General features: G+C 71.3%; 23 protein-coding genes and 1 pseudogene. 12 read left to right on the top strand and 12 right to left on the bottom strand.

All coding sequences use genetic code 11. The features are described from left to right. Positions 1–25: 25 nt before the first annotated feature. Positions 26–766: an SDR family NAD(P)-dependent oxidoreductase gene (locus ACFYZJ_RS37520; RefSeq protein WP_388576371.1), complete on the bottom strand. Its 741-nt coding sequence runs from the start codon at positions 764–766 to the stop codon at positions 26–28. A 252-nt stretch (positions 767–1018) separates the two neighbouring features. On the opposite strand from ACFYZJ_RS37520, the gene ACFYZJ_RS37525 reads away from it, so the two are divergent. The 4 genes from ACFYZJ_RS37525 (at position 1019) to ACFYZJ_RS37540 (ending at position 4211) form a co-directional block, all read left to right on the top strand. Then, a complete protein-coding gene (locus tag ACFYZJ_RS37525) occupies positions 1019–1576 on the top strand; it encodes a DinB family protein (RefSeq protein ID WP_388576374.1) in 558 nt (185 codons plus the stop codon). 86 nt (positions 1577–1662) lie between these two features. After that, positions 1663–2232 carry a DinB family protein gene (locus ACFYZJ_RS37530; protein WP_388576377.1) on the top strand — a complete coding sequence of 190 codons (570 nt, stop codon included), beginning with the start codon at positions 1663–1665 and terminating at the stop codon, positions 2230–2232. Between the two features lie 113 nt (positions 2233–2345). After that, the gene (locus tag ACFYZJ_RS37535; protein WP_388576380.1) at positions 2346–2843 is read left to right on the top strand and encodes a SigE family RNA polymerase sigma factor; all 498 of its coding nucleotides are present in this window, start codon (positions 2346–2348) and stop codon (positions 2841–2843) included. A 75-nt stretch (positions 2844–2918) separates the two neighbouring features. Further along, positions 2919–4211: a hypothetical protein gene (locus ACFYZJ_RS37540; protein ID WP_388576382.1), complete on the top strand. Its 1293-nt coding sequence runs from the start codon at positions 2919–2921 to the stop codon at positions 4209–4211. A gap of 123 nt (positions 4212–4334) precedes the next feature. Here the strand turns inward: ACFYZJ_RS37540 and ACFYZJ_RS37545 are convergent, their stop codons facing one another. The 4 genes from ACFYZJ_RS37545 to ACFYZJ_RS37560 form a co-directional block, all read right to left on the bottom strand. Continuing rightward, the gene (locus tag ACFYZJ_RS37545) at positions 4335–5366 is read right to left on the bottom strand and encodes a LacI family DNA-binding transcriptional regulator (RefSeq protein WP_388576385.1); all 1032 of its coding nucleotides are present in this window, start codon (positions 5364–5366) and stop codon (positions 4335–4337) included. Positions 5367–5435: 69 nt separating this feature from the next. Next, positions 5436–6272 carry an ATP-binding cassette domain-containing protein gene (locus ACFYZJ_RS37550; protein ID WP_388576387.1) on the bottom strand — a complete coding sequence of 279 codons (837 nt, stop codon included), beginning with the start codon at positions 6270–6272 and terminating at the stop codon, positions 5436–5438. Beyond that, positions 6269–7270, bottom strand: coding sequence for an ABC transporter permease (locus ACFYZJ_RS37555; protein WP_388576390.1), 1002 nt, complete (start codon positions 7268–7270; stop codon positions 6269–6271). Before ACFYZJ_RS37555 ends, ACFYZJ_RS37550 begins: the two co-directional genes overlap by 4 nt. Positions 7271–7380: 110 nt before the next feature. Beyond that, entirely contained in the window at positions 7381–8406 is a 1026-nt protein-coding gene (locus ACFYZJ_RS37560; RefSeq protein WP_388576393.1) for a sugar ABC transporter substrate-binding protein, read from the bottom strand. A gap of 139 nt (positions 8407–8545) precedes the next feature. Here ACFYZJ_RS37560 and ACFYZJ_RS37565 point away from each other — a divergent pair, with 139 nt between their 5' ends. The 4 genes and pseudogenes from ACFYZJ_RS37565 to ACFYZJ_RS37580 all read left to right on the top strand — a co-directional run. After that, positions 8546–8752: a hypothetical protein gene (locus ACFYZJ_RS37565; protein ID WP_388576395.1), complete on the top strand. Its 207-nt coding sequence runs from the start codon at positions 8546–8548 to the stop codon at positions 8750–8752. Positions 8753–9126: 374 nt separating this feature from the next. Further along, positions 9127–11685 carry a GH32 C-terminal domain-containing protein gene (locus ACFYZJ_RS37570; RefSeq protein ID WP_388576397.1) on the top strand — a complete coding sequence of 853 codons (2559 nt, stop codon included), beginning with the start codon at positions 9127–9129 and terminating at the stop codon, positions 11683–11685. 28 nt (positions 11686–11713) lie between these two features. After that, positions 11714–12007, top strand: coding sequence for a putative quinol monooxygenase (locus ACFYZJ_RS37575; RefSeq protein WP_388576399.1), 294 nt, complete (start codon positions 11714–11716; stop codon positions 12005–12007). A 419-nt stretch (positions 12008–12426) separates the two neighbouring features. Next, positions 12427–12645 (top strand): annotated as a pseudogene (locus ACFYZJ_RS37580) (MarR family transcriptional regulator); the annotation flags it as partial. A gap of 187 nt (positions 12646–12832) precedes the next feature. On the opposite strand, the gene ACFYZJ_RS37585 reads toward ACFYZJ_RS37580, so the two are convergent. Together ACFYZJ_RS37585 and ACFYZJ_RS37590 are read right to left on the bottom strand one after the other, a co-directional pair. After that, positions 12833–13609 (bottom strand): polysaccharide deacetylase family protein, encoded by a 777-nt coding sequence (locus ACFYZJ_RS37585; protein WP_388576401.1) that lies wholly within the window; start codon positions 13607–13609, stop codon positions 12833–12835. Further along, complete coding sequence (locus tag ACFYZJ_RS37590) at positions 13606–15015, bottom strand: glycosyltransferase (RefSeq protein ID WP_388576403.1); 1410 nt, start codon at positions 15013–15015, stop codon at positions 13606–13608. Before ACFYZJ_RS37590 ends, ACFYZJ_RS37585 begins: the two co-directional genes overlap by 4 nt. A 119-nt stretch (positions 15016–15134) precedes the next feature. Between ACFYZJ_RS37590 and ACFYZJ_RS37595 the strand changes: the two genes are divergently transcribed. Beyond that, complete coding sequence (locus ACFYZJ_RS37595; RefSeq protein WP_388576405.1) at positions 15135–15578, top strand: BlaI/MecI/CopY family transcriptional regulator; 444 nt, start codon at positions 15135–15137, stop codon at positions 15576–15578. A gap of 4 nt (positions 15579–15582) precedes the next feature. Next, positions 15583–16593, top strand: coding sequence for a M48 family metalloprotease (locus ACFYZJ_RS37600; protein ID WP_388576407.1), 1011 nt, complete (start codon positions 15583–15585; stop codon positions 16591–16593). Positions 16594–16595: 2 nt separating this feature from the next. Here ACFYZJ_RS37600 and ACFYZJ_RS37605 read toward each other — a convergent pair whose 3' ends face one another. Genes ACFYZJ_RS37605 through ACFYZJ_RS37620 form a run of 4 tightly spaced genes read right to left on the bottom strand, consistent with a single transcriptional unit; the run spans position 16596 to position 20053 of the window. Further along, a complete protein-coding gene (locus tag ACFYZJ_RS37605) occupies positions 16596–17291 on the bottom strand; it encodes a class I SAM-dependent methyltransferase (RefSeq protein ID WP_388576410.1) in 696 nt (231 codons plus the stop codon). Beyond that, the gene (locus ACFYZJ_RS37610) at positions 17288–18796 is read right to left on the bottom strand and encodes an alpha/beta fold hydrolase (RefSeq protein ID WP_388576412.1); all 1509 of its coding nucleotides are present in this window, start codon (positions 18794–18796) and stop codon (positions 17288–17290) included. The genes ACFYZJ_RS37605 and ACFYZJ_RS37610 overlap by 4 nt, the downstream gene beginning before the upstream one ends. 49 nt (positions 18797–18845) lie before the next feature. Next, the gene (locus ACFYZJ_RS37615) at positions 18846–19610 is read right to left on the bottom strand and encodes a class I SAM-dependent methyltransferase (protein WP_388576415.1); all 765 of its coding nucleotides are present in this window, start codon (positions 19608–19610) and stop codon (positions 18846–18848) included. Continuing rightward, positions 19607–20053, bottom strand: coding sequence for a GNAT family N-acetyltransferase (locus tag ACFYZJ_RS37620; RefSeq protein ID WP_388576417.1), 447 nt, complete (start codon positions 20051–20053; stop codon positions 19607–19609). The genes ACFYZJ_RS37615 and ACFYZJ_RS37620 overlap by 4 nt, the downstream gene beginning before the upstream one ends. A 71-nt stretch (positions 20054–20124) precedes the next feature. Between ACFYZJ_RS37620 and ACFYZJ_RS37625 the strand changes: the two genes are divergently transcribed. Next, complete coding sequence (locus ACFYZJ_RS37625; protein ID WP_388576420.1) at positions 20125–20589, top strand: Lrp/AsnC family transcriptional regulator; 465 nt, start codon at positions 20125–20127, stop codon at positions 20587–20589. Between the two features lie 133 nt (positions 20590–20722). On the opposite strand, the gene ACFYZJ_RS37630 is transcribed toward ACFYZJ_RS37625, so the two are convergent. Continuing rightward, positions 20723–21271, bottom strand: coding sequence for a GNAT family N-acetyltransferase (locus ACFYZJ_RS37630; protein ID WP_388576422.1), 549 nt, complete (start codon positions 21269–21271; stop codon positions 20723–20725). Between the two features lie 623 nt (positions 21272–21894). Here ACFYZJ_RS37630 and ACFYZJ_RS37635 point away from each other — a divergent pair. Continuing rightward, positions 21895–23079, top strand: coding sequence for a type III polyketide synthase (locus ACFYZJ_RS37635; RefSeq protein ID WP_388576425.1), 1185 nt, complete (start codon positions 21895–21897; stop codon positions 23077–23079). The last annotated feature ends 198 nt before the right edge of the window (positions 23080–23277 follow it).

Raw genomic sequence — 23277 nt, forward strand, 5'->3', positions numbered from 1 at the left:
CTGGATCGCGAGTCGATCCCGCGGGTCAGGCGGTGAAGCCGCCGTCGACATGGATCGAGGCTCCGGTGATGTAGCCGCCGTCCGCGCTTGCCAGGTGGGCGACGGTGGCCGCGATCTCGGCCGCCTCCGCATAGCGGCCGACAGCGGTGAAGCCGGAGATCATCTGGGCATTCGGCCCGTCGGCGGGGTTGGAGTCCGTGTCGGTGGGGCCGGGGTGCACCAGATTGACGGTGATTCCGCGCGGGCCGAGTTCTCGGGCCAGGCCCTTGGTCATCCCGACCAGTGCCGTCTTGCTCATCGAGTACAGCGCCAGTCCGGGGAAGACCGCACGCTCGGCGACATTGCTGCCGATGCTGATGATCCGGCCGCCTTCGCCCATATGACGTGCTGCAGCCTGGGACGCCGTGAACGGTGCCCGGACGTTCACCGCAAGGGTCCGGTCGACTTCTTTCGGCCCCAGGTCCTCCAGTGGGCCGACGAGGAAGACGCCGGCGTTGTTGACCAGGATGTCGAGTCGGCCGAACATCGCGGCGGCCTCGTCCACCGCCGCGGTGAGCGCCTCGGGGACCGCGCTGTCGGCTCGGATGGCACGTGCCCGGCGCCCCCTGGCCTTGATATGTTCCACCACCTCGGCGGCGCGTTCCGTGCTGTTCTCATAGGTCAGGACGATGTCCGCGCCTTCTTCGGCCAGTCGTGACGCCACAGCGGCACCGATGCCCCGGCTTCCGCCCGTGATCAAGGCCACGCTTCCTTCAAGTCGGTTCATGACGTCGAGCATCGCGGGCACCGGCGTCGGACGCTGGCGGGAATCCGACCTGGCGTTCGCCCTCCGCAGAGGCACCACTGACCGGCTCGCAGGGCCGGGCACAGGTCGCGCCGGGGGCGGGTCGGCGTGTGATTCCAACGGGCATCTCGTCGAGGTATAGGTCAGGATCTGGCCGCTATCGCCCCTACTGTCGCTGCCGCGCCATGCGCCGCCACGCACCAGGACCACACGCCCCCCGGAAAGGCGGAGACCATGAGCTTCGACGAGAAGACCATCCCCGATCAGGCCCACGCACCGGCAGTCACCGGCGAGCGCGCCGACCTGTTGGAGGTCCTGGCCAAGCACCGGCAGCTGCTCCGCTTCACGACCCGTGACCTCACCGACGAGCAGGCCGCACGGCGGACCACCGTCAGCGAGCTGTGCCTGGGTGGCCTGGTCAAGCACGTCACATCGGTCGAGCAGACCTGGGCCGCCTTCATTCTGGACGGCCCCTCCGCCGTGGGCGACTTCACCGTCATGAGCGAGGACGACTGGGCGCGCCGGGCGGACGAATTCCGGATGCTGCCCGGTGAGACGCTGGCGGATGGGCTGGCCGACTACGCCGAGGCGGCACGCCGGACCGACGAGCTGGTCGTCGGCCTGCCCGACCTGGACGCCACCCAGCCGCTCCCCAAGGCACCCTGGTCCCAGGGCGACGAGCGGTGGTCGGCCCGCCGGGTGCTGATGCACATCATCTCCGAGACCGCCCAGCACTCCGGCCACGCCGACATCATCCGGGAGTGCCTGGACGGGGCCAAGAGCATGGGCTGATCCGAGACCGGCGTCTCGTCCTGACGCCACCACCGCGTCACCTCGAGCGAGAACTCGGTGGCGAGCCCGGGCGCTCAGCGACGAACATGCCAAGCATGACTGACCAGCCCGCGCGATGGACCCAGGCAACCGTCCACCCCGACATGTGGGTCGACCCGGACGACGACCCCCGCGACAGCGAAGGCCCCAGTCCGGACGGCGAGCTGGCGACGCTGCAGCACTTCCTGACGAACTACCGCATGACCCTGCGGATGAAGTGCGAGGGCCTGGATGCGGAGCAACTGGCCCGTCGGTCGGTCCCGCCGTCGACGATGTCGCTGCTCGGCCTGGTCCGGCACCTCGCCGAGGTGGAACGGGACTGGCGCGGCTGGATCAGCGACGGTGACCCGCTGCCGAAGCTGTACGGAAGGCGGGACGCGGACTTCGACGGAGCTGTCGCCGAGCAGGACCTGGTCGACGCCGCGTACGCCGATCTGGAGCGTGAGCAGGCCGCGACCGACGCCGCGCTGGCCGAGCACCCGGACCTGGGCGAGCGTGTGGGCAAGGACGGGATCTCAGTCCGGGAGCTGATGGTGCACAGGATCGAGGAGTACGCCCGTCACTGCGGGCACGCCGATCTGCTGCGGGAGTGCATCGACGGGAGGGTGGGCCAGTGACGAGGGGCGGGGATCCCAGAGGCCGCAAGCCGCGGGAAGCCCGCCCAGGCCCGTAACGCGCCACCACCCCCACCGCGTGTAACAGGTGACGTCCGACCACGAAAGGACACACGGTGAGGGAAGCACCCGCGGACTACCTGGAGTTCGCAGCCGCCCGCAGCGGGCCTCTGTTCCGGACCGCCTGTCTGCTCACGGGCGACTGGCACCTCGCCGAGGACCTGGTTCAGGAGACCCTCGCCAAGATGTACCGCTCCTGGCGGCGGATCAGCCGGGTGGAATCCCCGGTGGCCTACGCCGACACCGTGCTCGTGCGGACCTTCCTCTCCCAGCGCCGCCGCCGCAGCTCCACCGAGCGCCCCAGCGACCGGCTGCCCGACGGGGCCGGCCCGGCGCAGGACGCTGAGCTGCGGATGACCCTGCTGGACGGCCTGGCCCGGATGACGGCCAAGGACCGTGCCGTACTGGTGCTCCGCTACTGGGAGGACCGCTCGGTGGAGGAGACCTCGCAGGTGCTCCATCTGTCGCCGGGTGCCGTGCGCGCCCAGAGCATGCGTGCCCTGCAGCGGCTGCGCGCCCTGCTCGGCGACCAGTTGGCCGACCTGGCCGCATGAGAGCACGACCTGGCGGCGCGCGCTCCTCGCCCCGCCCCCGGTCCTACCGACGCCCCAGACGAACGGAGATCCCCCATGTCGCTCAACGAGGACTTCGAGGAACGGCTGACCCACGCCATGAGCCGCGCCACCGGCGAGTTCCCGCCCCACTCCGCCGACCTGGTGCGGCGTTCCGTCGCCCGGGGCCGACGGATGCGGCTGATCCGCGCCACCCAGGTCGCCGCCGCGACGGCCGTGTTCGCGGTGGTCGCCGCGGGCGGCACCCTGATGGTCACGGACACCTTCGGCAGCGGGGTCGGTGGCTCGGCCGAGCAGTTGAGGCCCGGCGGCCGTGCGCACTCCACCGAGCAGTCGCCCTCCCGGGCACCGTCGTCCATCAGTGGGGAGGAGATGGTCCGTACGCTGAAGAGCCTGCTGCCGCCCGGCGGCACCGTCTCCGGGGCCTCGGGCAGCGGAGCCCGGGGGGACGGCCCCGTCGTCTGGCCGACCGCCAAGCTCACCTACTCCACCGCGAACGGGTCCGCCGGCCTCGACATCGCCATCAGGCGGCTGGATTCCGGCGCCGCCGGCCGGCAGCAGAGCCAGGGCGGCTGCCTCCCGGTGGAGGTGCGCCCGTACGACAAGTGCACCGTCCAGAAGCTTCCGGGTGGCGCGGTGCTCACCGCCACCAGGTCGTTCACCTACCCCGGCAGTGACACCGGGCAGAAGCGCTGGTACGTGGTGCTCACCAGGTCGGACGGGGCGGAGCTGATGCTGCAGGAGTTCGGCGGCGGCGGTGAGAAGGACTCGTCCGGCGGAGCCGACCCGCTGCTGTCGATCGACCGGCTGACCTCCATCGTGCGCAGCCCGGCCTGGAACAAGGCGATCGCCGCGCTGCCGGCAGCCCCGGAGCAGGCCCCGTCCACCGGTGCCCCGACCGGCGACAAGCGTGTTCCCGGCGCTCGGTTGACCGAGGTGCTGAAGTCGCACCTGCCCCGTGTGGGGACCGTGTCGGACGTGAATGAGGATGAGGCGCTCGTCCAGTTGGTCTACGACGACGGACACGGGAAGAACATGGTGGAGGTCGACGTCCAGTACGACCGGATGAAGGACCTGGCCGGGCACATGGGTTGCGACGATGTGTCCGGTGCGTGCGAGGCCGTCACCCTGGCCGACGGCACCAAGGTGAAGAAGGTCGAGGGACGTTCGGAGAAGGGCGGTTCGGCCTCGGTGTGGCTGGTCGACACACTGCGGAAGGACGGTCGCCGGGTGGCGGTGCGGGAGGTCAACTCGTACGCCGAGAGCGCTCCGGTGACGCGACCGCAGCCCGCGCTGAGCATGGACCAGCTGCTGGCCATCGCGCTCGACAAGCGGTTCTTCACCGGCTGAGTTCCGGTACCGGCGGGCACCCCGGGCACCCCGCCCCGCCGGGGCGGTGGCGCCCCGGGCACCCCGGCCGCCCCGATGGGCCTTCTCCGGCCTTCTCCGGCCTCCTCCGAACTGTCGAGACGGTTACGGCCTTTGCGGCGCAGGGGTGGGGCACTCGCCCGAGCCCCGGACGATCAGTCGGGTGGGGACGGTGATGGTGCGGGCGCGGGAGCGGTCGCCGTCGAGTCGTGCCAGGGCGGTGGCCGCAGCCGCCCTGCCGATTCCCCCGGGGTCCTGGGCGACGACGGTGAGGGCCGGTTCCAGTGCCTCGGCGAGCGGTAGGTCGTCGAAGGCGACGACCGCCACGTCCTTCCGTTTGCTGCGCGAGAGTTCGGCGACGATCCCCAGGGCGACGAAGTTGTTGCCGGCGAACAGGGCCGTGGGCGGATCCGCCAGGTCGAGCAGCCGGGAGGTCGCGGTGGCAGCCCCCTGGGGATCGTGGGCGCTGGTGACCAGGGACCGGTCGTAGGCGAGGCCGGCTTCCTGGAGGGCCGAGCGGTATCCGGCCAGGCGTTCGCGGCGGGTGTGGAGCCCGACGGGCAGGTCGCCGATGAATCCGATGCGGCGGTGGCCGTGCGCGATCAGATGGGCGACGCCCTCCTGGGCGCCGGCCCGGTTGGAGCTGACGACGCTGTCCGTGGACAGGCCCGTCCCCGGGCGGTCGACGAAGACGACGGGCAGTCCCGCGGCGCGGTGGGGTTTGAGGTGGGAGTGGTCGGCGCCGACGGACGGCACGACCAACAGGATGCTGACGCGCCGGGCGAGGAACGTGTCCGTGAGCGCCTGCTCCCGGACGGGATCGTCCGCGGAGGAGCCCATCAGCAGGGTCAGACCGCGGTCGCGCACCGTGTCCTCTATACCACCGGCCACGGCTCCGAAGAACGGGTTGCCGAGGTCCGGGACGACCAGTCCGATGGTGGTGTCGGGTCCGCCGACGCGGATGTTGCGTGCCATGAGGTTCGGCTGGAAGCCGAGTCTGGCCACGGCGGCGAGCACCTGCTGCCTGGTCCCGTCCGAGACGGGTCCGTCCTCGTTGAGGACGCGGGAGACCGTCTTGGCGCTGACGCCGACTTCTCGGGCGACGTCGGTCAGGGTGGGGCGGCGGTTCGCTGCCATGGAGGACCGTTCCGTGCGGGCTCGTCGGTTCCGGCCGCTCGACCGGCCGGAACCGCCAAGACTTTCCAGTCAGTTGGCCTGGACCCCGGCGGCCTTGGCCGCCTCGGAGTCCGCTACGACGGTACCGCCGGCCTCGTCCACGGTGAGCGCGCCGGTCATGATGGCGACGACCTCCGCCATGGAGTAGTCGGAGGGTTTGATCAGGGCGGCGCGCCGGCCCAGCCGGTGGACGTGGATCCGGTCGGCGATCTCGAAGACGTGTGGCATGTTGTGGCTGATCAGGACGACCGGCATGCCCTTGTCGCGGACCCGGCGGATGAGGTCCAGGACCTGGCCGGACTCCTTGACGCCGAGGGCGGCGGTGGGTTCGTCCATGACGACGACGGTGCGGGCCCAGGCGACCGCGCGGGCGACCGCCACGGCCTGCCGCTGGCCGCCGGAGAGGGTCTCGACCGCCTGGGTGAGCGACCGCAGGCCGATCTTCAGGTCGGCCATGTGCTCGGCGGCCTCCTGGCGCATCCGCTTCTTGTCGAGCATGCGGAAGGCGCTGCCGAGGATGCCGGGGCGGCGCAGTTCGCGGCCCAGGAACATGTTGGAGGCGATGTCCATGGAGGCGGCCACGGCGAGGTCCTGGTAGACGGTTTCGATGCCGTGGGCGCGTGCGCTCTGCGGACCGGAGAACGTGACGGGCTCGCCGTTGAGGCGTATCTCGCCCGCGTCCGGGATCAACGCGCCGGTGAGGGCCTTGATGAGGCTGGTCTTGCCGGCGCCGTTGTCGCCGATGACCGCGAGGACCTCGCCGGGCAGCAGGTCGAAGTCGGCGCCGTCGATGGCGGTGACGTGGCCGTAGCGCTTGACCAGACCGCGGGCCTGCAGGACGGGGGTGGGGGACGGGGTGGCGGTCATCGGGCCTTCTTCCGGGAGATCTGGTCGACGGTCACCGCGAGGATCACCAGGACGCCGGTGATCAGGGTCTGGTAGATGGAGGCGACGCCCATCAGTTGCAGTCCGTTGCGGAAGACGCCGACGATCAGGACGCCGATGAAGGTGCCCAGGACCGATCCGCGTCCACCGAAGAGGCTGGTGCCGCCGAGTACCACGGCGGTGATGCTGTCGAGGTTGTCGGTCTGCCCCGCCTGGGGGTCGCCGACTCCGGTGCGGGAGATCAGCAGCAGCGCCGCGACCCCGTACAGCAGGCCCGCCACGGTGTAGATGCCGACGGTCAGCCGGGAGTTGCGGATGCCGTTGAGCCGGGCGGCCTCGGAGCTGTTGCCGAGGGCGTAGACGTGGCGGCCCCAGGCGGTGTTGCTCAGCGCGTAGGCGAGCAGCAGGAACAGGGCGATGGTGACCAGGGAGCCGTAGGTGATGTCGGTCCTGCCGAGCGGGAAGGTCTGCCCGAGGGCCGTCAGCGGTCCGGGCAGGTTGGTGACGGTCTGCTCCTGGGAGTAGATGTGGGTCAGCGCGAACGCCACGTTGAGCATGCCGAGGGTCACGATGAACGGCGGCAGCGGGACCTTCTGCACCAGCAGCCCGTTGAGCAGGCCGAACCCGCCGCAGACGACCACGCCCAGGGCGATGGCGAGCAGCGGTGGCAGGGTGCCGGCGGCCGCCGTCTTGGCGATCAGGATGCTGCCGAACGCCATCACGGCTCCGCACGACAGGTCGATGCCCGCGGTGAGGATGATCAGGGTCTGTCCGATGGCGAGGGTGCCGACGACCATCACCTGCTGGACGATCAGGGAGAAGTTCCCCCCGGAGAGGAACTGATCGGTCGTCACGGAGAAGAAGACACAGGCCAGGACGAGGGCGGCCAGTGGGCCGGTGGTCGGCGCCGTCAGCAGTCTGCGGGCCGTCGTCGGGCCTTTGAGCTCGGCGTACGGTGTGGTGGTGGACGTGGCGGTCATGCGAAGTCCTTGTCGGAAGACAAGGGGGCGGCCGCCCCACGGTCGGGGAGGGGTGGGGCCGGCCGCCCCGCTGCGGGAAGAGGCGGTGTCGAACGGACCTCGGGGGCGGCTCAGCCCCAGCAGTTCTGCAGGCCGAACCCGGTGTCCTTGGACGTGACCCCGGCCTGCGGCTTGTCGGTGACCAGGGTGACGCCGGTGTCGGTGTAGCCGGACGCCTTGGTGCCGTTCTTGGCGTATGTCGCGACCGCCTTGACGCCGTCGGCGGCCATCTTCAGCGGGTACTGCTGCGAGGTTGCGGCGATCTTGCCGTCCTTGACCGCCTGGGTGCCGGTGCAGCCGCCGTCGACGGAGACGATCAGGACGTCCTTCTCCCGGCCCTTGGCCTTCAGGGCGGTGTACGCGCCGAGGGCCGCGGGTTCGTTGATGGTGTAGACGACGTTGATGTCGGGCGCCTTCTGCAGGCAGTTCTCCATGGCGGTCTGCCCCTTGGCCTGGTCGCCGCCGGTGTCCTGGGAGCAGACGACGTCCTTGTCGGTGGCGCCGAAGCCCTTCAGGAAGCCGTTGTGCCGCTGGACGCCGACGGAGACGCCCGGCGCGAGGTCGAGCGTGGCTATCTTGGCCGTCTTGCCCTTCATGGCGGCCTTGGCGTACTGACCGATCAGCTGGCCGGCGTTGAAGTTGTTGGTCGCGAAGAGGGCGTCCACCGCGCTCTGCGGCTCGGGCGGGGTGTCCAGGGCGATGACCAGGACGCCCTTGGCGCGGGCCTTCTGGATCGCGGGCACGATCGCCTTGGAGTCGCTCGGGGTGATCAGGATGCCCTTGACGCCGGAGGCGACCATGTTCTCGATGGCGGTGACCTGACCGGCGTTGTCGCCGTCGAACTTGCCCGCCGCGGTGACCAGTTGGACGCCGTCCTCCTTGGCGGCCTTCTCCGCGCCCTCCTTCATCTTCACGAAGAACGGGTTGGTGTCGGTCTTGGTGATCAGACCGACCTTGACGCCCTTGCCCGAGCCGGAGCCCGCGCTCACCGAGCCCGAGCCGGAGCCGGATCCACAGGCCGTCAGGGCGAGGGCCGCGATGCCGGTGCAGGCGGCGACTCTGACGAGGGACGGGGACAGACGAGTGGTGCGAGACATGAACGACTCCTGCGGGATTGCGGGCGGCGCGGCCGGCATCGAAGCATGCCGTCCCCAGGTGTCATCGTTGACTTATGTCATCGTTGACACTGCTTGCTTGCCGAGGATGATGGACTCCCCTCCCGGCAACGTCAATGCCTTGTGCTCGTCACAAATCGGCAACGCCGACGGCTGCCGCCCCGGCGTTCCGGTCGCCGACCCGCTCCCTACCGCGCCCCGGCTGCCCAACACCTGCCCGACCGTCCGCAGCGGGGATCCCCCCATGAGCCCGCGGGAGATCGGCGTGGTCGCAGCGTGCGTCGTCGACGCCCTGGCCGGCGCCGCGGACCACCGGTCCCGGCTCTGACCTGCCAGGACGCCGGTCCCGCTCCGCCCTGGCGGAGCCGGCCGACGCGGCTGGCGCCAGGCTCCGACGCGGCTGGCGCCAGGCTCCGACGCGGCTGGCGCCAGGCTCCGACGCGTGAGGGGCCGACGGGCGGTTGCGGAGCAATCACGGCCGAACCGTTGACGCGTCGGCCGAACTGCGCCCATCATCGGGCCCGTTCGATGTCATCGATGACACAAGTCAACGATGACATGCCGCCTACGCAAGGATCACACGCAAAGACGACACGCCTTCTCGGCGCCATGGGACGACGGTGCCGCAGAGCGCCAGTTCCGGCCGAACGTCCACGCCGTGCGGCAGTCCGCCGCGTGGACGGCCGCAGCACAGGAGACAGCATGAGCTCTGGACGTGTACCCCGACATGCCCGCGTGCGGCTGATCGCGGCGGTGGCGACCGTCTGCGCCCTGTCCGCCGCCCCGCTCGCTCCTCGGGCCGCCGCTGCCGACACCCCGCCGTACTCCGAGACCTACCGGCCCCAGTTCCACTTCACGCCGGACAAGAACTGGATGAACGACCCCAACGGCCTCGTCCACTACAAGGGTGAGTACCACCTCTTCTTCCAGTACAACCCCAACGGCAACACCTGGGGCGACATGTCCTGGGGCCACGCGGTGAGCACCGACCTGGTCCACTGGAAGCAGTTGCCGCTCGCCCTGTCGTACGACGACAAGGAGATGGTCTTCTCCGGCAGCGCCGTGGTCGACTGGCACAACACCAGCGGATTCGGCACCCCGACGAACCCGCCCATGGTGGCGATCTACACCAGCTACCTCAAGAACACGGGCAGGCAGGCCCAGTCGCTCGCCTACAGCACCGACCGCGGCCGCACCTGGACCAAGTACCAGGGCAATCCCGTGCTCGACATAGGCTCCACCGACTTCCGCGACCCGAAGGTCCAGTGGTACGCGCCGACGAAGAGCTGGCTGATGACGGTGTCGCTGTCCGCCGAGCACAAGGTGCGGTTCTACTCGTCCAGGAACCTCAAGGACTGGACGCCACTGAGCGAGTTCGGACCCGCCGGTGCGACCGGCGGTGTGTGGGAGTGCCCGGACCTGTTCCCCCTCGCGGTCGACGGGGACAAGAAGAACATCAAGTGGGTCCTGGTCGTCAACATCAACCCCGGGGGCATCACCGGTGGTTCGGGCGCCCAGTACTTCGTCGGGGACTTCGACGGCAAGAGGTTCACGGCCCAGGACCAGGGCACCTACACACCCCCCGCCGGCACGGTCGTGCAGAACTTCGAGAGTGATGGCTACGGCACGTGGACGACCACCGGCACCGCGTTCGGCGAGGGACCGGCAGCCGGGGCGCTCGCCGGGCAGGGGGCGGTCGACGGCTTCGAGGGCAAGGGGCTCGCCAACAGCTTCCACGCGGGCGACGGCACCACCGGAACCCTCACCTCACCGGAGTTCACCGTCGACAGGCCGTACCTGAACTTCAAGGTGGGAGGCGGACGGCACCCGCACGAGGCCGGAACCGTCCTGGAGCGGGGTGCTGCCCCCGACGGGACGGTCCTCGCCGACTTCGAGGGCGGCACCTACGGCGCCTGGACGACGACCGGGGACGCCTTCGGCACCGCACCGGCCACCGGCACCCTCCCCAACCAGCAACAGGTGACCGGCTGGCTGGGAGACGGCCTGGTCGACACCTACCTCAACGGCGACTCCACCACCGGCACCCTCACCTCACCCGAGTTCACCATCGACAAGGATTACATCGACTTCCTCATCGGCGGCGGCAACCACCCCGTCGGCCGAGCCAACCCCACCGCCGTCGAGCTCCTCGTCGACGGCAAGGTGGTGCGCAGCGCCACCGGACAGGACGACGAGGCCCTCAACTGGGCCTCCTGGGACGTCCGTGACCTCGCCGGCAAGAAGGCACAGATCAAGATCGTCGACGACAACACCGGCGGCTGGGGCCACCTCAACGTCGACCGGATCACGCTGTCCGACACCCGGGCGCAGCCGGTCTCCCGGGAGACCTCCGTCAACCTGGTCGTCGACGGCCAGGTCGTCCGCAGCGCCACCGGCTCCGACAGCGAGACCCTGGACTGGGCCTCCTTCGACATGCGCCCCTGGGCCGGCAAGAAGGCGCGGATCCAGATCGTCGACATGAACACCGGCGGCTGGGGCCACATCCTGGCCGACCAGTTCACCGCCGCGGACGCTCCCGCCAAGTCCGCCGTGCAGCGCGCCGACTGGGCCGACTACGGCAAGGACTACTACGCGGCGGTGTCCTGGGAGAACACGCCGGGCGACAAGCGGTACATGATCGGCTGGATGAACGACTGGGAGTACGGGGGCGCCATCCCCACCTCTCCCTGGCGCAGCGCGCAGAGCGTCCCCCGGGAGATGGCCCTGCGCACCGTCGACGGCCGGATCCGGCTGACCAGCGAGCCGGTCAGCAGCCTGGCGTCCCTGCGGCAGGGCGACGCGTCGAGCGCGGCCGACGTCACCGTCACGAACGGCTCGCGGCCGCTGATCGGTCCCGCCGCCGAGGGCAAGGCGCTCGACATCGAGGCGACCTTCTCCCTCCGGGACGCCGAACGGTTCGGGCTGAAGGTGCGCACCGGCGCCGGACAGGAGACCGTCATCGGGTACGACACCACGACGCAGGAGCTGTACGTCGACCGAACCCGCTCCGGCGCGGTGGACTTCAGCAGCGCCTTTCCCGGCGTCCAGCGCGCACCGTTGCAGGCCAAGGACGGCAAGGTGAAACTGCGGGTCCTCGTCGACTGGTCGTCCGTCGAGGTCTTCGGCGGCAGTGGCGAGGCAGTGATCACTGACCAGATCTTCCCCGACCCCGCCGCCCAGGGGGTGCAGGTCTTCGCCGAGAACGGCTCGGTGAACCTGGAGCGCGCCCGTGTCCGGCACCTCGGTTCCTACCGCTACTGATCCCCGACACCAAGGAGGACATCACACCGTGCAGAAGACCCTGCTCGCCGAGTTCACCGCCCGCGAGGGAGCGGAGGACGAGGTCGCCCGCCTGCTGCGGGACTACGCCCGGAAGGTGCGCGAGGAAGAAGGCAACCTCGCCTTCGACGTCTACACGAAGACAGCCGACCCGCGCGCATACTGGATCTTCGAGGTGTACCGGGACGAGGACGCCTTCCAGGCGCACCTGAAGGCCCCGTACGGCGCCCCCTTCAACACCGCTCTCGCCCCGCTGATCGAGGAGGACGCCTCCGTGCTGACGTTCCTGGATCCGATGTCCTGACCGGGCCGGGGCCGCCTCGTGGGCCGGGCCGAGGACCCGCCCGGGTCTTGTTCGGAGCGCTGAGCAACTGCCGGGCCGTTCGGCGGCGCTGTGGTGGCGCCTGGCACGGCCGGCCCGCACGCTGGAGCCGAATGTGGGACGGACGTGCCGTCGCGCTCGCACACAGTGCGGCACCGCCTGGGACGCGTGCTGCCGCCACGACTACGAAAACTCCGAACACCGGTGAGGGTGCTCCGCGGATTCCCGCAACGGATGGACGACGTGTGATGCGGCCTGCCGGTTGCCGGCGACAGCCGGAAGCCGGGTGCCCGAAGGCGTGCCCGGTTCACCGCGCGCGGGGGTTGGCTGTCGGCATGCTGCCCGCCCACAGGTTCCCATCCCAGGGGAGCGCAGCGACTTCGGCGCGGTGGAAAGGAACCATGCCAGAGCGAGAGCACCCTGCGGGGACCATGGACGACGTCGATGCGGTCACAAGGGCGGTGCTGACGGCGTCCCGCCTGCTGGTGGCGGTTTCCGCCCGTTCCCTCGCCGCGGTGGAGGAGCGGGTGACCCTCCCGCAGTTCCGGATGCTGGTGGTGTTGTCCACGCGGGGCGCCACCAAGCTGGTGGCGCTCGCCGACCTGCTCAAGGTGGCGCCGTGTGGGCGGGACACCCCTCGGTGCGGTGCCGGACATCTGCTTTCCGCCCCTTGCGGCCGGTATGGCTCTTATTGCTTCCCCTTTTCGTGAATTTGCACTATGCAAAACGTGTCAGGGGACCGGCCAACCGCGATGAGAAAGGTCGTGGCCAGGGACAGCATGGGCCGGCCGCGCAGCAAACGTCTCGTCAGCCAGGCGCGGGCCGCCCGTGGTGTGGGGATCCGACGAGTGCGGGCGCAGGCCGTCCGTGGTCGCACAGCCGGCCCACCTCGAAGCCCCGCTCCGCGCAGGTGTCGAGGATGCGGGGCAGGGCGCCGAGGGCCGAGTGCCAGGCGCCCGGGGCGGAAGTGCAGTCGGAGTCGTGGAGCAGGATGGTTCCGCCGCCGTCCAGATCGCGGGTGACGGTGCGGTGGACGGAGTCCGGGGTGGCCCGGGCCGTCCAGTCCTCGCCCCAGCAGGTCCACAGCACCGGCGTGAGGCCGAGGCGGCGGGCCGCCAGGTGGGCGGCGGTGGACATGACCCCGTACGGCGGCCGGAACAGGGTGGGCCGTCGCCCGGTGATCGCGGCGACCGTGTCGCGGGCGCGGGCGAAGTCGTCGTAGGTCGCCCGTGGGCCCCGCAGCAGCAGCGGGCGGTGCAGCCAGCCGTGGATGCCGATCTCGTGGCCGGCCCCGGCGATCTCGCGGACCAGACCGGGTGAGCGGTGCGCCTGCGTGCCGAGCAGGAAGAAGGTGGCGTGTACGCCGTGGTCGGCGAGCAGCCGGAGGAAGTGCGGGGTGGAGCGGGGGTCGGGGCCGTCGTCGAAGGTCAGGGCGACGTGGTCCGGGCGGCCTCGGCCGGAAAGGCGCGGCAGGACGCGGTTGCGCAGCGGTCCGAACGTGGAGAGGACGGGCGCCGCGTGGGCGGCGGCGAGCACGGGCAGGGCGGTCAGGGTGGCGGTGCGCAGTGTGCGGGCCGTGGTCACGAGTGGTGTCCTTCCGGCTGGTGGCCGTGATGCGTGGCGAGGTCGTCCAGGTCGATGCCGTGGCCGATGGCGTGCACCAGGCCCGGGCCGTCGTACGCGGTCGCGACGCCGGTGCCGACGGCGCACGCCCACACGGCGCACGCGAGAGCGACCGTCGGGGCGAGTCGTCGGGGGGTGGGGCGCCGGCGGGCAACGGGCCGGGGGTCCGGTCGTGAGGGCCCCGAGCGGTGCACGCGCGCTATCTCGGCCGCCGGGCCTTCGTCCGGCGTCCCGGCGAACAGGGCGAGGCCCGTCGCGCGCTGGCGTGTCCCGAGCGGACCGTCGACCAGGTCGTGCAGTACGGACTTGAGATCGGCCGGGTCACGGATCCATACCGCCACGCCGGCCTGGTCCAGGGCGGCGGCGTTGGTCAGGCCGTGGCCGGGTATGCAGCGGTAACTGGCGACGGGGAGGCCCGCGGCGAAAGCCTCCAGGGAGGTGAGCCCGCCGGCGTTCTGGAGGAGGACGTCGGCGGCGTGCATGAGGCCGGGCATGTCGTCCACCCAGCCGTGGACGTGCTCGATGCCGTCGGCGCGCAGTTGCTCGGCCAGGGTCTCGTTCCGGCCGCAGACGACGACCGGTACGGCGGCGCCGCAGTCGCGCACCTCCAGCGCCACCTGCCGCACCGGCCCGACGCCCCAGGACCCGGCGACGAGCAGGGCGATCGGGCTGTGCGGCGGCAGCCCGAACCTGGCCCGCGCGCGGTCGCGTTCCTGTGTGTCGCAGGGCCTGAACCGCGGATCGGTGACCGGCCCGCACACCCGTACGTCCAGGGCTCCGGCGGCCCGTGCCTGGGCGGCGGGTACGGCGTGGGCCGCGAGGTGGACGTCCACGCCGTCCGCCACCCACAGCGGATGCACGGAGAAGTCGGTCAGGTAGGTGAGGACCGGGACGGTCAGCCGCCCGGACCGGCGCAGGTTGCCCAGCACCCGGCTGGCCCCGGGATAGGTGGAGACGACCGCGCCGGTCCCCGGGGCCAGGGCGCGCAGCACCCGGTCCTCGGCGGAGCGCAGCAGCGCCCGTGCCGCCGGGCCACCGCCTCCGGCGCGCTCGGTGCCGGCGTAGATCCGCTGGTAGGCCCAGGGTGCCCGGACGAGCATCCGGTGGTAGCCCTCCTGGACGGCGCGGCCGAGCCGAGCGGGCAGCAGGTCCAGCAGGTCGTGCCGGTCGGCGGTGTAGCCGTCCTGGTCGAGGCGGCGGGCGAGTTCGGCGGCGGCACCGTCGTGCCCCGCGCCGACGCTCGCGGAGATGATCGCGATCCGGCCGGAGGGTGTCGCCTCGCTCCGTGGGCGCGGTACGGCGGCCGTGAGTGCGGGCACCGGAAGGGTGCGTCCGGCGTCCGGAAGGGTGCGTCCGGCGTGGGGCATGGGGCTGGTCCTCCGGCCGTCGGGAGAGGGGGGAACTCTACAAGATGTAGTAGCGAGTGCTTCGAAGCCCGGAGCATACCTCCTACAACTAGTAGGAGATGACCGGGTAGCCTGTCCGGATGCAGGGTGAGGAAAGGCGGATGGTGAGCGACCCGAGGGACGAGGCGACCGCCGGCAGATCCGGTAGGCGTGCGCGCGGCGAACTGGAGAGCGATGTGCTGGCCGCGCTGTGGGCCGCCGACGGCCCGCTGACCGCCCGGCAGGTCCTTCAGCGGCTGCCCGGCGACCTGGCGTACACCACCGTCCTGACGATCCTGTCCCGCCTCCACGACAAGGGCATGCTCGTCCGGCACCGGGAGGGCCGCGGTTTCGCCTACGCGCCGGTCCGGGACGAGGCGTCGCACACGGCCCGGCGCATGCGATCGCTGCTGGAGGAAGGTTCCGACCGTGAGGCGGTGCTGACCCGCTTCGTCTCCGAACTCTCCGCGCAGGACGAGCAGTTGCTGCACCACCTCCTGTCCGGGCACGAAGCCCGGGGCGAGGGCTCCGAAGGGAAGCAGTGAGCCGGTGCTGATCAGCGTCTACGTACCGTTCGCCGGCACGGCGGTCCTCACGCTGCTCGCGCCGCGTCTCGCGCGACGGCTCAGTCCGCGACCCGCCGCCTGGGCCCTGGCCTGCGCCGCGCTCGTCATGGCGGTCGGCTGGACCGGCTCGCTGGCCCTGCTGGCCTTCACCGGCATCGCGCAGATCCCCCAGGTTGCGGCCGAGGGCCACTGGTCGGTGACCGCGCTGCGCGCCGAGGACCCGGTGTATTTCGTCGTCGCGGCCGTCAGCACCTGGGTCCTGGCCGCGAGCGTCGTGTCCTTGGGCGTGGCCGCTGTCCGCCAGGTGCGCCAGGTCGTGCGGACCCGCCGGGAGTGTGCCGGGCTGCGCGGTCGCACGGAGTTGGCCGTGCTCGACGACGACGTTCCGCTGGCCTTCGCCCTGCCCGGCAGGCCCGGACGGATCGTCGTCTCCCGGGGCATGCTGCGCTGTCTCGGCGACGAGGAGCGCGCGGCCCTGCTGGCGCACGAGCGGGCCCATCTGCGCGCAAGACACCACCTGTTCCTGCGCCTGTGGCGGCTCACGGCCGCCTTGAACCCGCTGCTGCGTCCCCTGGCCGACACAGGCGCCTTCGTCCTGGAGCGCTGGGCCGACGAGGAGGCCGCCGCGCAGGTCGGGGACCGGGCGGTCGTCGCCCGCGCGGTCGGCCACGCCGCCCTCGCGTCCGCCGGCGCACCTCGCCCCGCCCTTGCCGTGACCGGCGGGGAGGTGCCCCAGCGGGTACGGGCCCTGCTGGCGCCGCCCCCCGCCCGCCGAAGCCTGCCCTTCCTGGCGGGCGCCCTGCTGCTGACCGTGTGCTGCGCGAGCCTGGCCAACGCCGCCTCGGACAGCGACCGGATGGTCGACAGCGCCAAGCGGGCGCAGTGTGCGGCGCTCATGGGGACCGCGAGCGCGTCGCCGGTGGACGGCCACCGGCACGGCCCCGGCCTCTGCTGCCGTCACCAGCGGGGCGAGCGCGGCGAACACCGCGCGTAGCGCTACAGCGGTGCCTGTCCTTGTGCCTGGGGGAGCCGTCGTACCAGGAGATAGGTCCGCCGGCTGGGGTGCTCGTGTCCGGGGTGTGGTGCTCGGTCGAGTCGTGCGGTGAGGGTGAGGCCCGCTTGGGCGAGGGCCGCCGTTTCGGCGACCGGGTCGAGGAAGCGGAAGGTGAGATCGACGGGGCGGTCCCACCATTCGGTGAGGTGTTTGGCCTGTCCGGGGCGGCTGTCGCCGTCGCTGGTGTGGAAGGCGAGGAGGGCATGGCCGGCGGGGCGCAGCACGCGGGCGAATTCCGCGTAGGCGGCGGCCCGTTCGGACTGGCTCAGGTGGATCACGGCGTACCAGCACAGGATGCCGCTCACCGTCCGCGAGCGGATCGGCAGCGCGGTCATGTCCGCCGCTGCGAACGGCAGGGCGGTGGCGCGGTGCGCTATGCCGCACATGGCAGGCGACAGGTCGACGCCGAAGGTACGGGCTCCACGGCGGGCCAGGTGGGCTGTCGCATGGCCCGGGCCGCAGCCGACGTCCACGATCGGCCCGTCGGAGGCCAGTTCGGCGAAGGCGTCCAGCAGGGCGCGGTCGAGGGGCTTGCCCTCGAGTTCGTCGCCGATCTCGGCGGCGTAGCGTTCGGCCACCGTGTCGTAGCTGCGGCGTGTCACGGCGGACCCCGCGGTATGCGGGCGCGGCGTCGTCATGCCTGGCTCCGCTCCGGCCGGACGAGGGCCTCGGCTCCGATCGGGGTGAACCCGGAGGCGAGGAAGGCCCGCAGGGAGCGGGCGTTGCCCGGGGCGACGGCGGCGTAGACGGGCTCGTTCTCCGGTACCAAGGTGAGGGCGTCGGCGAGCAGCGCCCGGCCGTGTCCGCGACCGCCGTCCGCGGGTTGATGCAGTTCGATGCTGAGTTCCGTACGCCCGGCGAGGCCCGCCGCGAGAGTGACCAGACCCCGGTCGTCGCCGAACGCCCGGACGCCGGCGCGCAGTTGTCGGGCGTACCGCACCCTGGGGTGGTCGTCGGCACCGGTGAGCGGCCGCAGACGGGGAGTGCCGCCGGAGCCGCGATGTACGAGGGTGGCGTCGACGCTTCCGATCCGGCCCGTGGGTCCGGCGAGGGCGCGCAGGAAGTCCGGGGACAGGGAGCCGCCGAAGCCGTCGGGCTGGTGGGCGTGGACCTGTGCGGCGGGCAGCGCGGTGGCGACGACGGCGTGGCCGGTGAAGGCGACCGAGCATTCCAGGCCTCCCGGCAGCGCGGGCAGCACCGTGACCGCCCCGTCGGCGGGTGGGAAGCGTCCTTCGGCGGCGGCGAGAAGGTACTCGAGCAGCGGATGTGGGGGCGCCAGTGCGGTCCGGTGAGCGTCGAGGAAGGCCAGCAGCGCTGCGTTGAACCGCTCCGGCTGCTCCAGGTTCGGCAAGTGGGCCGCGTCGTCGATGACCGCGAGAGCCGAGTCGGCGACGAGCCCGTGCATGAGCTCGGCCTGTTCCACCGGCGTGTAGGTGTCGTCCGCGCCGACCATCACGAGGGTCGGTACCCGCACGTCCCGCAGCGTACGGCGGTGGTCCGGCCGTTCGGCCCGTCCGCGCAGGGCCGCCGCGGCCCCGGCCGGTGCGGTACCGCGCATCATGCCCAGGACGTGCCCGGCGACCTCGGGCAGGCCGGTCACGTGGTGCGGCGCGATCATCTTGTCGATCACCTCGGCCGCGTATCCATCCATGCCCTCGGCCAGCAGCCGATCGGCGAGGGCGTTGCGGAACGCCCTGCCCTGCTCGGTCTCGGCGACCGGCGAGGTGTCGGCCAGCACCAGCGCGGCCACCCGCTCGGGGTGTGTCCGGTGGAACTCCATGGCGATCTGCCCGCCCATGGACAGCCCAACCACCACGGCCCGCTCCAGCCCGAGATGGCCGAGCACGTCCGCGAGATCCTGGGCGAAGTCCGACAGCAGCGTCGTACCGGGTACGACCGTGCTCTCCCCGTACCCGCGCAGGTCGGGGACGACCACCCGGTACCCCGCGTCCACCAGCGCATCCACCTGGGGACGCCACATGGTTCGGTTGAACGGGTGCCCGTGGATCAACAGGACCGGCACCCCCGCGGGGGAACCGAGGTCGTCGTAGGAGAGGGTGACACCGGTCCTCGCGACGAGGACCCCGCAGGCTCTGGCCGTGGTCGCCGAAGTCGGCGCTGTGTCTGTGCTGGTGGAGTTCATGCCGGTCGCCTTTCCGGTTCGGAGTGCCGGTGAGTGCCCTGAATGCCCGTCAGGGCTTTACGGCGTGCAGGATCCGCATGCCCCTGGAGTCGGAGGCGTCGTGGCGGAGGTCCAGTCCCGCCGCTCGGCACTGTTCGACCAGCCAGGAGGACGCGATCCGCAGCTTGGGGTAGCTGCCGACCCGCTGCTGCCAGGCGCCGTTCGTCCGGGTGTGGAGCAGGTCGTGGACGATCACCGTGTCCTCGTCGCGGTATTCCAGGAAGCAGGTGAGCAGCCGGTCGTCGCTGCTGCGTACCGGGATGAAGCGGTCGGTGCCGCGCAGCTGAGCCGTGAGGTCGCGGTAGGTGACGACGAGGTGGCCGCCCGAGGCGAGGGCACGGCTGATGTGGCCGAGCAGCACGGGGACGTCCGCCTTGGACGGGAGGTGGGGGAGCGTGTCACCCATGCGGACGACGGCCGCGACCGTGCCCGGCTCGGCCGCCTCGGGCAGCACGGTGCGGACGTCACCGAGCACCGGCCGGACGACCGTGGTGTCCTGGGCGTACGTGACGAGCTCGTCGAGCAGGCGGCGGCTGGTGTCCACGGCGATCACCGGGGAGAAACCGAGGCGTGCCAGGGCCAGCGTCTGCGCACCGGAGCCGCAGCCCAGGTCGATGGCCGGCCCGCCGTCCCGGGTTCCCGGCAGGCCGAGTTCCGCGAGCAGCTCGGCCTGCCGGTCCGCGACCCGGTGGACGTCGCCGCCCAGCATCCAGGTGTAGTGCTCGGCGAGCAGCCGGTCGTAGTGGTCGACGGCGGTACCCGCGTCGGGGGTCATGGCGCGTCCCTCCGGATTGTCGCTACGCCTCGCCGTCCACCGGTCTGCGCGAGCAACGAGGCGTCGGGCCAGGTGAAGCGGAGCTTGGCAGGGGAACCGGCGAGCCGGGACGGTACACCGCCGGGGGGCGACACCGGCGCTTTTTCGACGCAGGTTCCGCCCAGGGCCCGGTGGAACTCCTGAGCCGCCGTGTTCTGTTCGAGCACCCACAGGTACAGGGCGCTGCCACGCGCGCGTTCGGCAACGGCGCGTGCGGCGCGGGAGAGCAGCGCGGTGCCGAGGCCCGTGCACCGACGGTGCTGGACGACGTGCAGGTTGTCGATGAGGCTGCCCCAGCGGCCGTCCTCGTCGAGGACGACGTGGACGAATCCGGCGAGCCCGGTGGTGGAAGCGGCGACTCGGAGTCCTCCGTCTCTGCGTTCGTCCGATTCGAGGAGGGCCATGCTGCACGATTGACTCCTCGAATGGCGTCTCTTCCGAACAGTTGGTTGCAGCTGAGGTAGCCTCGGCGACCGTGGACGAACTTGATTCGGAGATTGTCCGGCTCCTCCAAACAGATGCACGGCAGTCCAACCGCGAACTCGCCCGGCAACTCGGCATCGCCCCCTCGACCTGTCTGGAGCGGGTTCGGGCACTCCATCGCCGGGGCGTCATCCGCGGCTACCACGCCGACATCGACCCCGCAGCCCTCAACCGCAGCGTTCAGGCGCTCGTCTCGGTTCAGGTGCGCCCCCTCAGTCGCGCCGTCATCGACGCCTTCAAGGCCTTCGCCGGCGGCCTGCCGGAAGTCCTCCACGTCTTCGTGCTCTCCGGGGGTGACGACTTCCTCCTCCACGTCGCCGTGCAGGATCTCGACCACCTGCACGCCTTCCTCACCGACCGGCTCAGCAAGCGCGGCGAGATCACCGGCTTCCGCACCTCGGTCATTTTCCAGCAGGTGAGCAACACGGTCCCCACCCGGCTTCCCACGCCTGACTAGTGCCCCGCAGGCAACGTTTGCCCGTCAAGGAGCGGCGTCCGGTGCGTGCTCTGGGGGTACCCCCTGCTCGAAGAGCTTGGGGGAGCGTGCCGGGCGCCTCGACGGGGCGAACGCCGCCTGTCGGGGCACCAGTTCATCCGGACGGTGTGACCGGGGACCACACGCCGAACCACTGCTCGGCGCCGTACTCCTCGAACCGCTCCACCTCGGTGAACCCCAACTTGGCCGCGAGGCGCATCGAGCGGTTGTTGGCGGTCTGTGTGCAGAGCACCACCGGCTCGCCGGGAAGCGCGTCGGCGAACCAGTCGAGTGCCGCCGCGCACGCCTCGGCGGCGTACCCGTATCCCCACGCCTTCGGCAGGAACATGTAGCCGAGCTCGGCCTCTCCACCATTCGGACGGATGTGACCCGGACGCTCCGCGCCGCGCCGATCGAGCGTGACCGTGCCGACCATCGCTCCGTCGAGATCGATCACGAAAAGGCCGGGGCGCCGCCCGGGCACCTCAGGCACCGCGCGTTCGAGCTCATCGCGCGGTCGAGGGCCACCGAGGTAGGTGCGCACCTCTGGCGATGCGAACAGCTCGATGAACGCCGCACGGTCTCGTGCCTCGGACTCGCGGAGCACGAGCCGTTCGGTCCTGATCGGGGCAGGTGGCCAGGCGACGGGCCCGAGTCCAGTCATGACCGGCAACCTATCGCACGCCCGTGAGAGTGATCCGAAAGAGAAGGTCCGAGCGACCGACCGGCAACAAGGGCCAGGCGTACACGGAGCGGTGGTACATCGAAGCCGTACCCGACCGCGGCGAGTTCGTCGTCATCAGGCAAGCGGAGCCGACTTCGGCCGGCCAACTCCACCGGTGCACCGAGAGGTCGGGATACCCGGCTTCTCCGGAACCAGTTCGACGACATGGTGGTCGGCGTTGTCCTGTCCCGCAGGTAGCGGCGCAGTCCAGTGGGTGAAAGCCCGTCTCGGCCAGGTCCGTGGGTAGCGGCCCCGGTCTCCATCGTGGTCTCGATCCGACTATGTGCCAGGTAGAGGTGCGCGGCACCGCGCCGGAAGTTCCTTGGGCAGCGGTGTGTGCCGTGTCACGCACCCCAGAAGCTGTCCAAGTTGCCTGCATCACAGCGGAAATGTCCCTTTAGCGTCCATGCTCGAAACGGATGTCGACGCCCGAAGTGGAGCGTAGCGGCATCAACTTGGACGCGAAGTGCGAAGTGACTCATGGCACAGCACTCGTGATGTTCCCCCCTTTCCCCCTACCTCCTATCCCTCCATCCCCCTTTTCCCCCAGAAAGGTGCCCATTGTGGCCGCTTACCTGTGCCCTCCTGCCGTGATACACGGTGAGCACACCGTAGAGACCAGCCAGATCGTCGCGGACGTGCGCGGCCGACACCCGCATGCGGCGTGGGCGCCGCGGATCGACGGCATCGCCGCCAGTACGGGCATCGAATCCCGCGGGTGGATGCTGCCGCTGGAGACCGCCGTCGCGCCTGGCAACGGGGGCGCCCTGCGGGCTGCAGGCATCGGGCCGGCCCGAGCGGCGCTGGCCCGCGACGGGTTCACCGAGCAGGACGTGGACCGCGTGATCGCCGCCCTTGAGGCGATACCCGCGCCGCAGACGGTCCAGGAGCGCACAGCTCCGGCCTGGGCGGCCGTGCAGTCCTACGGGGAGCGTGCAGCGCGCGGGGCCCTGCAGATCGCCGGGCTGGACGTCGCAGACGTCGACTGCTTGATCACCAGTCACTCCACCACCCCGGCGCTACCGGGGCTGGACATCGCCCTGGCCAACAAGCTCCCGCTCCGCAACGACGTGATGCTGCTGCCGGCCACGCAGTGGGCCTGCGTCGCCGGGACCCGCTCCCTGGCGCTGGCGGCGGATCTCGTGGCCGCGGACCCCGACCGGGTGGTCCTGGTCGTGATCGCGGAGGCGCTGAGCACGACCTACCAGCCCGCGGACGACACTCTGGAATCCTTGATCGTCCGGTTGCTGTTCGCGGACACCGCGGTCGCCGCCGTGGTCACGGGCCGCCCGAGGCCCGAGTCGGTGCTGCGGCTGGACGCCGCCTGGCACCACACCCTGCCCGGCACCCATGACCTGCACCGCCTGGAGACCAGAGCGGACGGCACCCACTTCGTGATGGACCGGCGCGGGCCGCGGGCCGTACAGGAGACGGTCACCGCGATGTGGGAGTGGTTGCACGCCCGCTACCAGGACGACCCCGACTCCTGGCACCCCGACGTTCTGCTCGCGCACCCCGGCGGGACCCGGGTGCTGGAGTACATGGAGCAGACGATGCCCGACGGGTGGCCGTCGGGGCTGCTGGACTACAGCCGGGACAGCTACACCAGCGGCAACCGCGGAGGCGCCGCCGTGTTCGACATCCTGCGCAGGGCGCACGACGCCGGGCAGAAACCGGGCAATCGTGCCGTCCTGTACGCGGCGGCCCCGGGCCTCACGGCCACCGCCCTGGAAGGGAAGTGGCTGTAGTCCGAGCGCGCGCCACGCACGCCGGCGGACGGGCCGCCCGTACCGCCGGGTTGTGCCGCCCGTACTGCCGGTGGCGCTGCCTGAGGAGGGCGGGCCGCCTGTACCGCCGGGTTGTGCCGCCCGTACTGCCGGTGGCGCTGCCTGAGGAGGGCGGGCCGCCTGTACCGCCGGGTTGTGCCGCCCGTACTGCCGGTGGCG

Source organism: Streptomyces sp. NPDC001848, from assembly GCF_042891915.1.
In the GTDB taxonomy this organism is placed as follows: Bacteria; Actinomycetota; Actinomycetes; order Streptomycetales; family Streptomycetaceae; genus Streptomyces.

Coding starts and splice junctions, on each gene's coding strand:
- ACFYZJ_RS37520 (WP_388576371.1), bottom strand. CDS start 766: ATGAACCGACTTGAAGGAAGCGTGGCCTTGATCACGGGCGGAAGCCGG.
- ACFYZJ_RS37525 (WP_388576374.1), top strand. CDS start 1,019: ATGAGCTTCGACGAGAAGACCATCCCCGATCAGGCCCACGCACCGGCA.
- ACFYZJ_RS37530 (WP_388576377.1), top strand. CDS start 1,663: ATGCCAAGCATGACTGACCAGCCCGCGCGATGGACCCAGGCAACCGTC.
- ACFYZJ_RS37540 (WP_388576382.1), top strand. CDS start 2,919: ATGTCGCTCAACGAGGACTTCGAGGAACGGCTGACCCACGCCATGAGC.
- ACFYZJ_RS37545 (WP_388576385.1), bottom strand. CDS start 5,366: ATGGCAGCGAACCGCCGCCCCACCCTGACCGACGTCGCCCGAGAAGTC.
- ACFYZJ_RS37550 (WP_388576387.1), bottom strand. CDS start 6,272: ATGACCGCCACCCCGTCCCCCACCCCCGTCCTGCAGGCCCGCGGTCTG.
- ACFYZJ_RS37555 (WP_388576390.1), bottom strand. CDS start 7,270: ATGACCGCCACGTCCACCACCACACCGTACGCCGAGCTCAAAGGCCCG.
- ACFYZJ_RS37560 (WP_388576393.1), bottom strand. CDS start 8,406: ATGTCTCGCACCACTCGTCTGTCCCCGTCCCTCGTCAGAGTCGCCGCC.
- ACFYZJ_RS37570 (WP_388576397.1), top strand. CDS start 9,127: ATGAGCTCTGGACGTGTACCCCGACATGCCCGCGTGCGGCTGATCGCG.
- ACFYZJ_RS37590 (WP_388576403.1), bottom strand. CDS start 15,015: ATGCCCCACGCCGGACGCACCCTTCCGGACGCCGGACGCACCCTTCCG.
- ACFYZJ_RS37595 (WP_388576405.1), top strand. CDS start 15,135: ATGCAGGGTGAGGAAAGGCGGATGGTGAGCGACCCGAGGGACGAGGCG.
- ACFYZJ_RS37605 (WP_388576410.1), bottom strand. CDS start 17,291: ATGACGACGCCGCGCCCGCATACCGCGGGGTCCGCCGTGACACGCCGC.
- ACFYZJ_RS37610 (WP_388576412.1), bottom strand. CDS start 18,796: ATGAACTCCACCAGCACAGACACAGCGCCGACTTCGGCGACCACGGCC.
- ACFYZJ_RS37615 (WP_388576415.1), bottom strand. CDS start 19,610: ATGACCCCCGACGCGGGTACCGCCGTCGACCACTACGACCGGCTGCTC.
- ACFYZJ_RS37620 (WP_388576417.1), bottom strand. CDS start 20,053: ATGGCCCTCCTCGAATCGGACGAACGCAGAGACGGAGGACTCCGAGTC.
- ACFYZJ_RS37630 (WP_388576422.1), bottom strand. CDS start 21,271: ATGACTGGACTCGGGCCCGTCGCCTGGCCACCTGCCCCGATCAGGACC.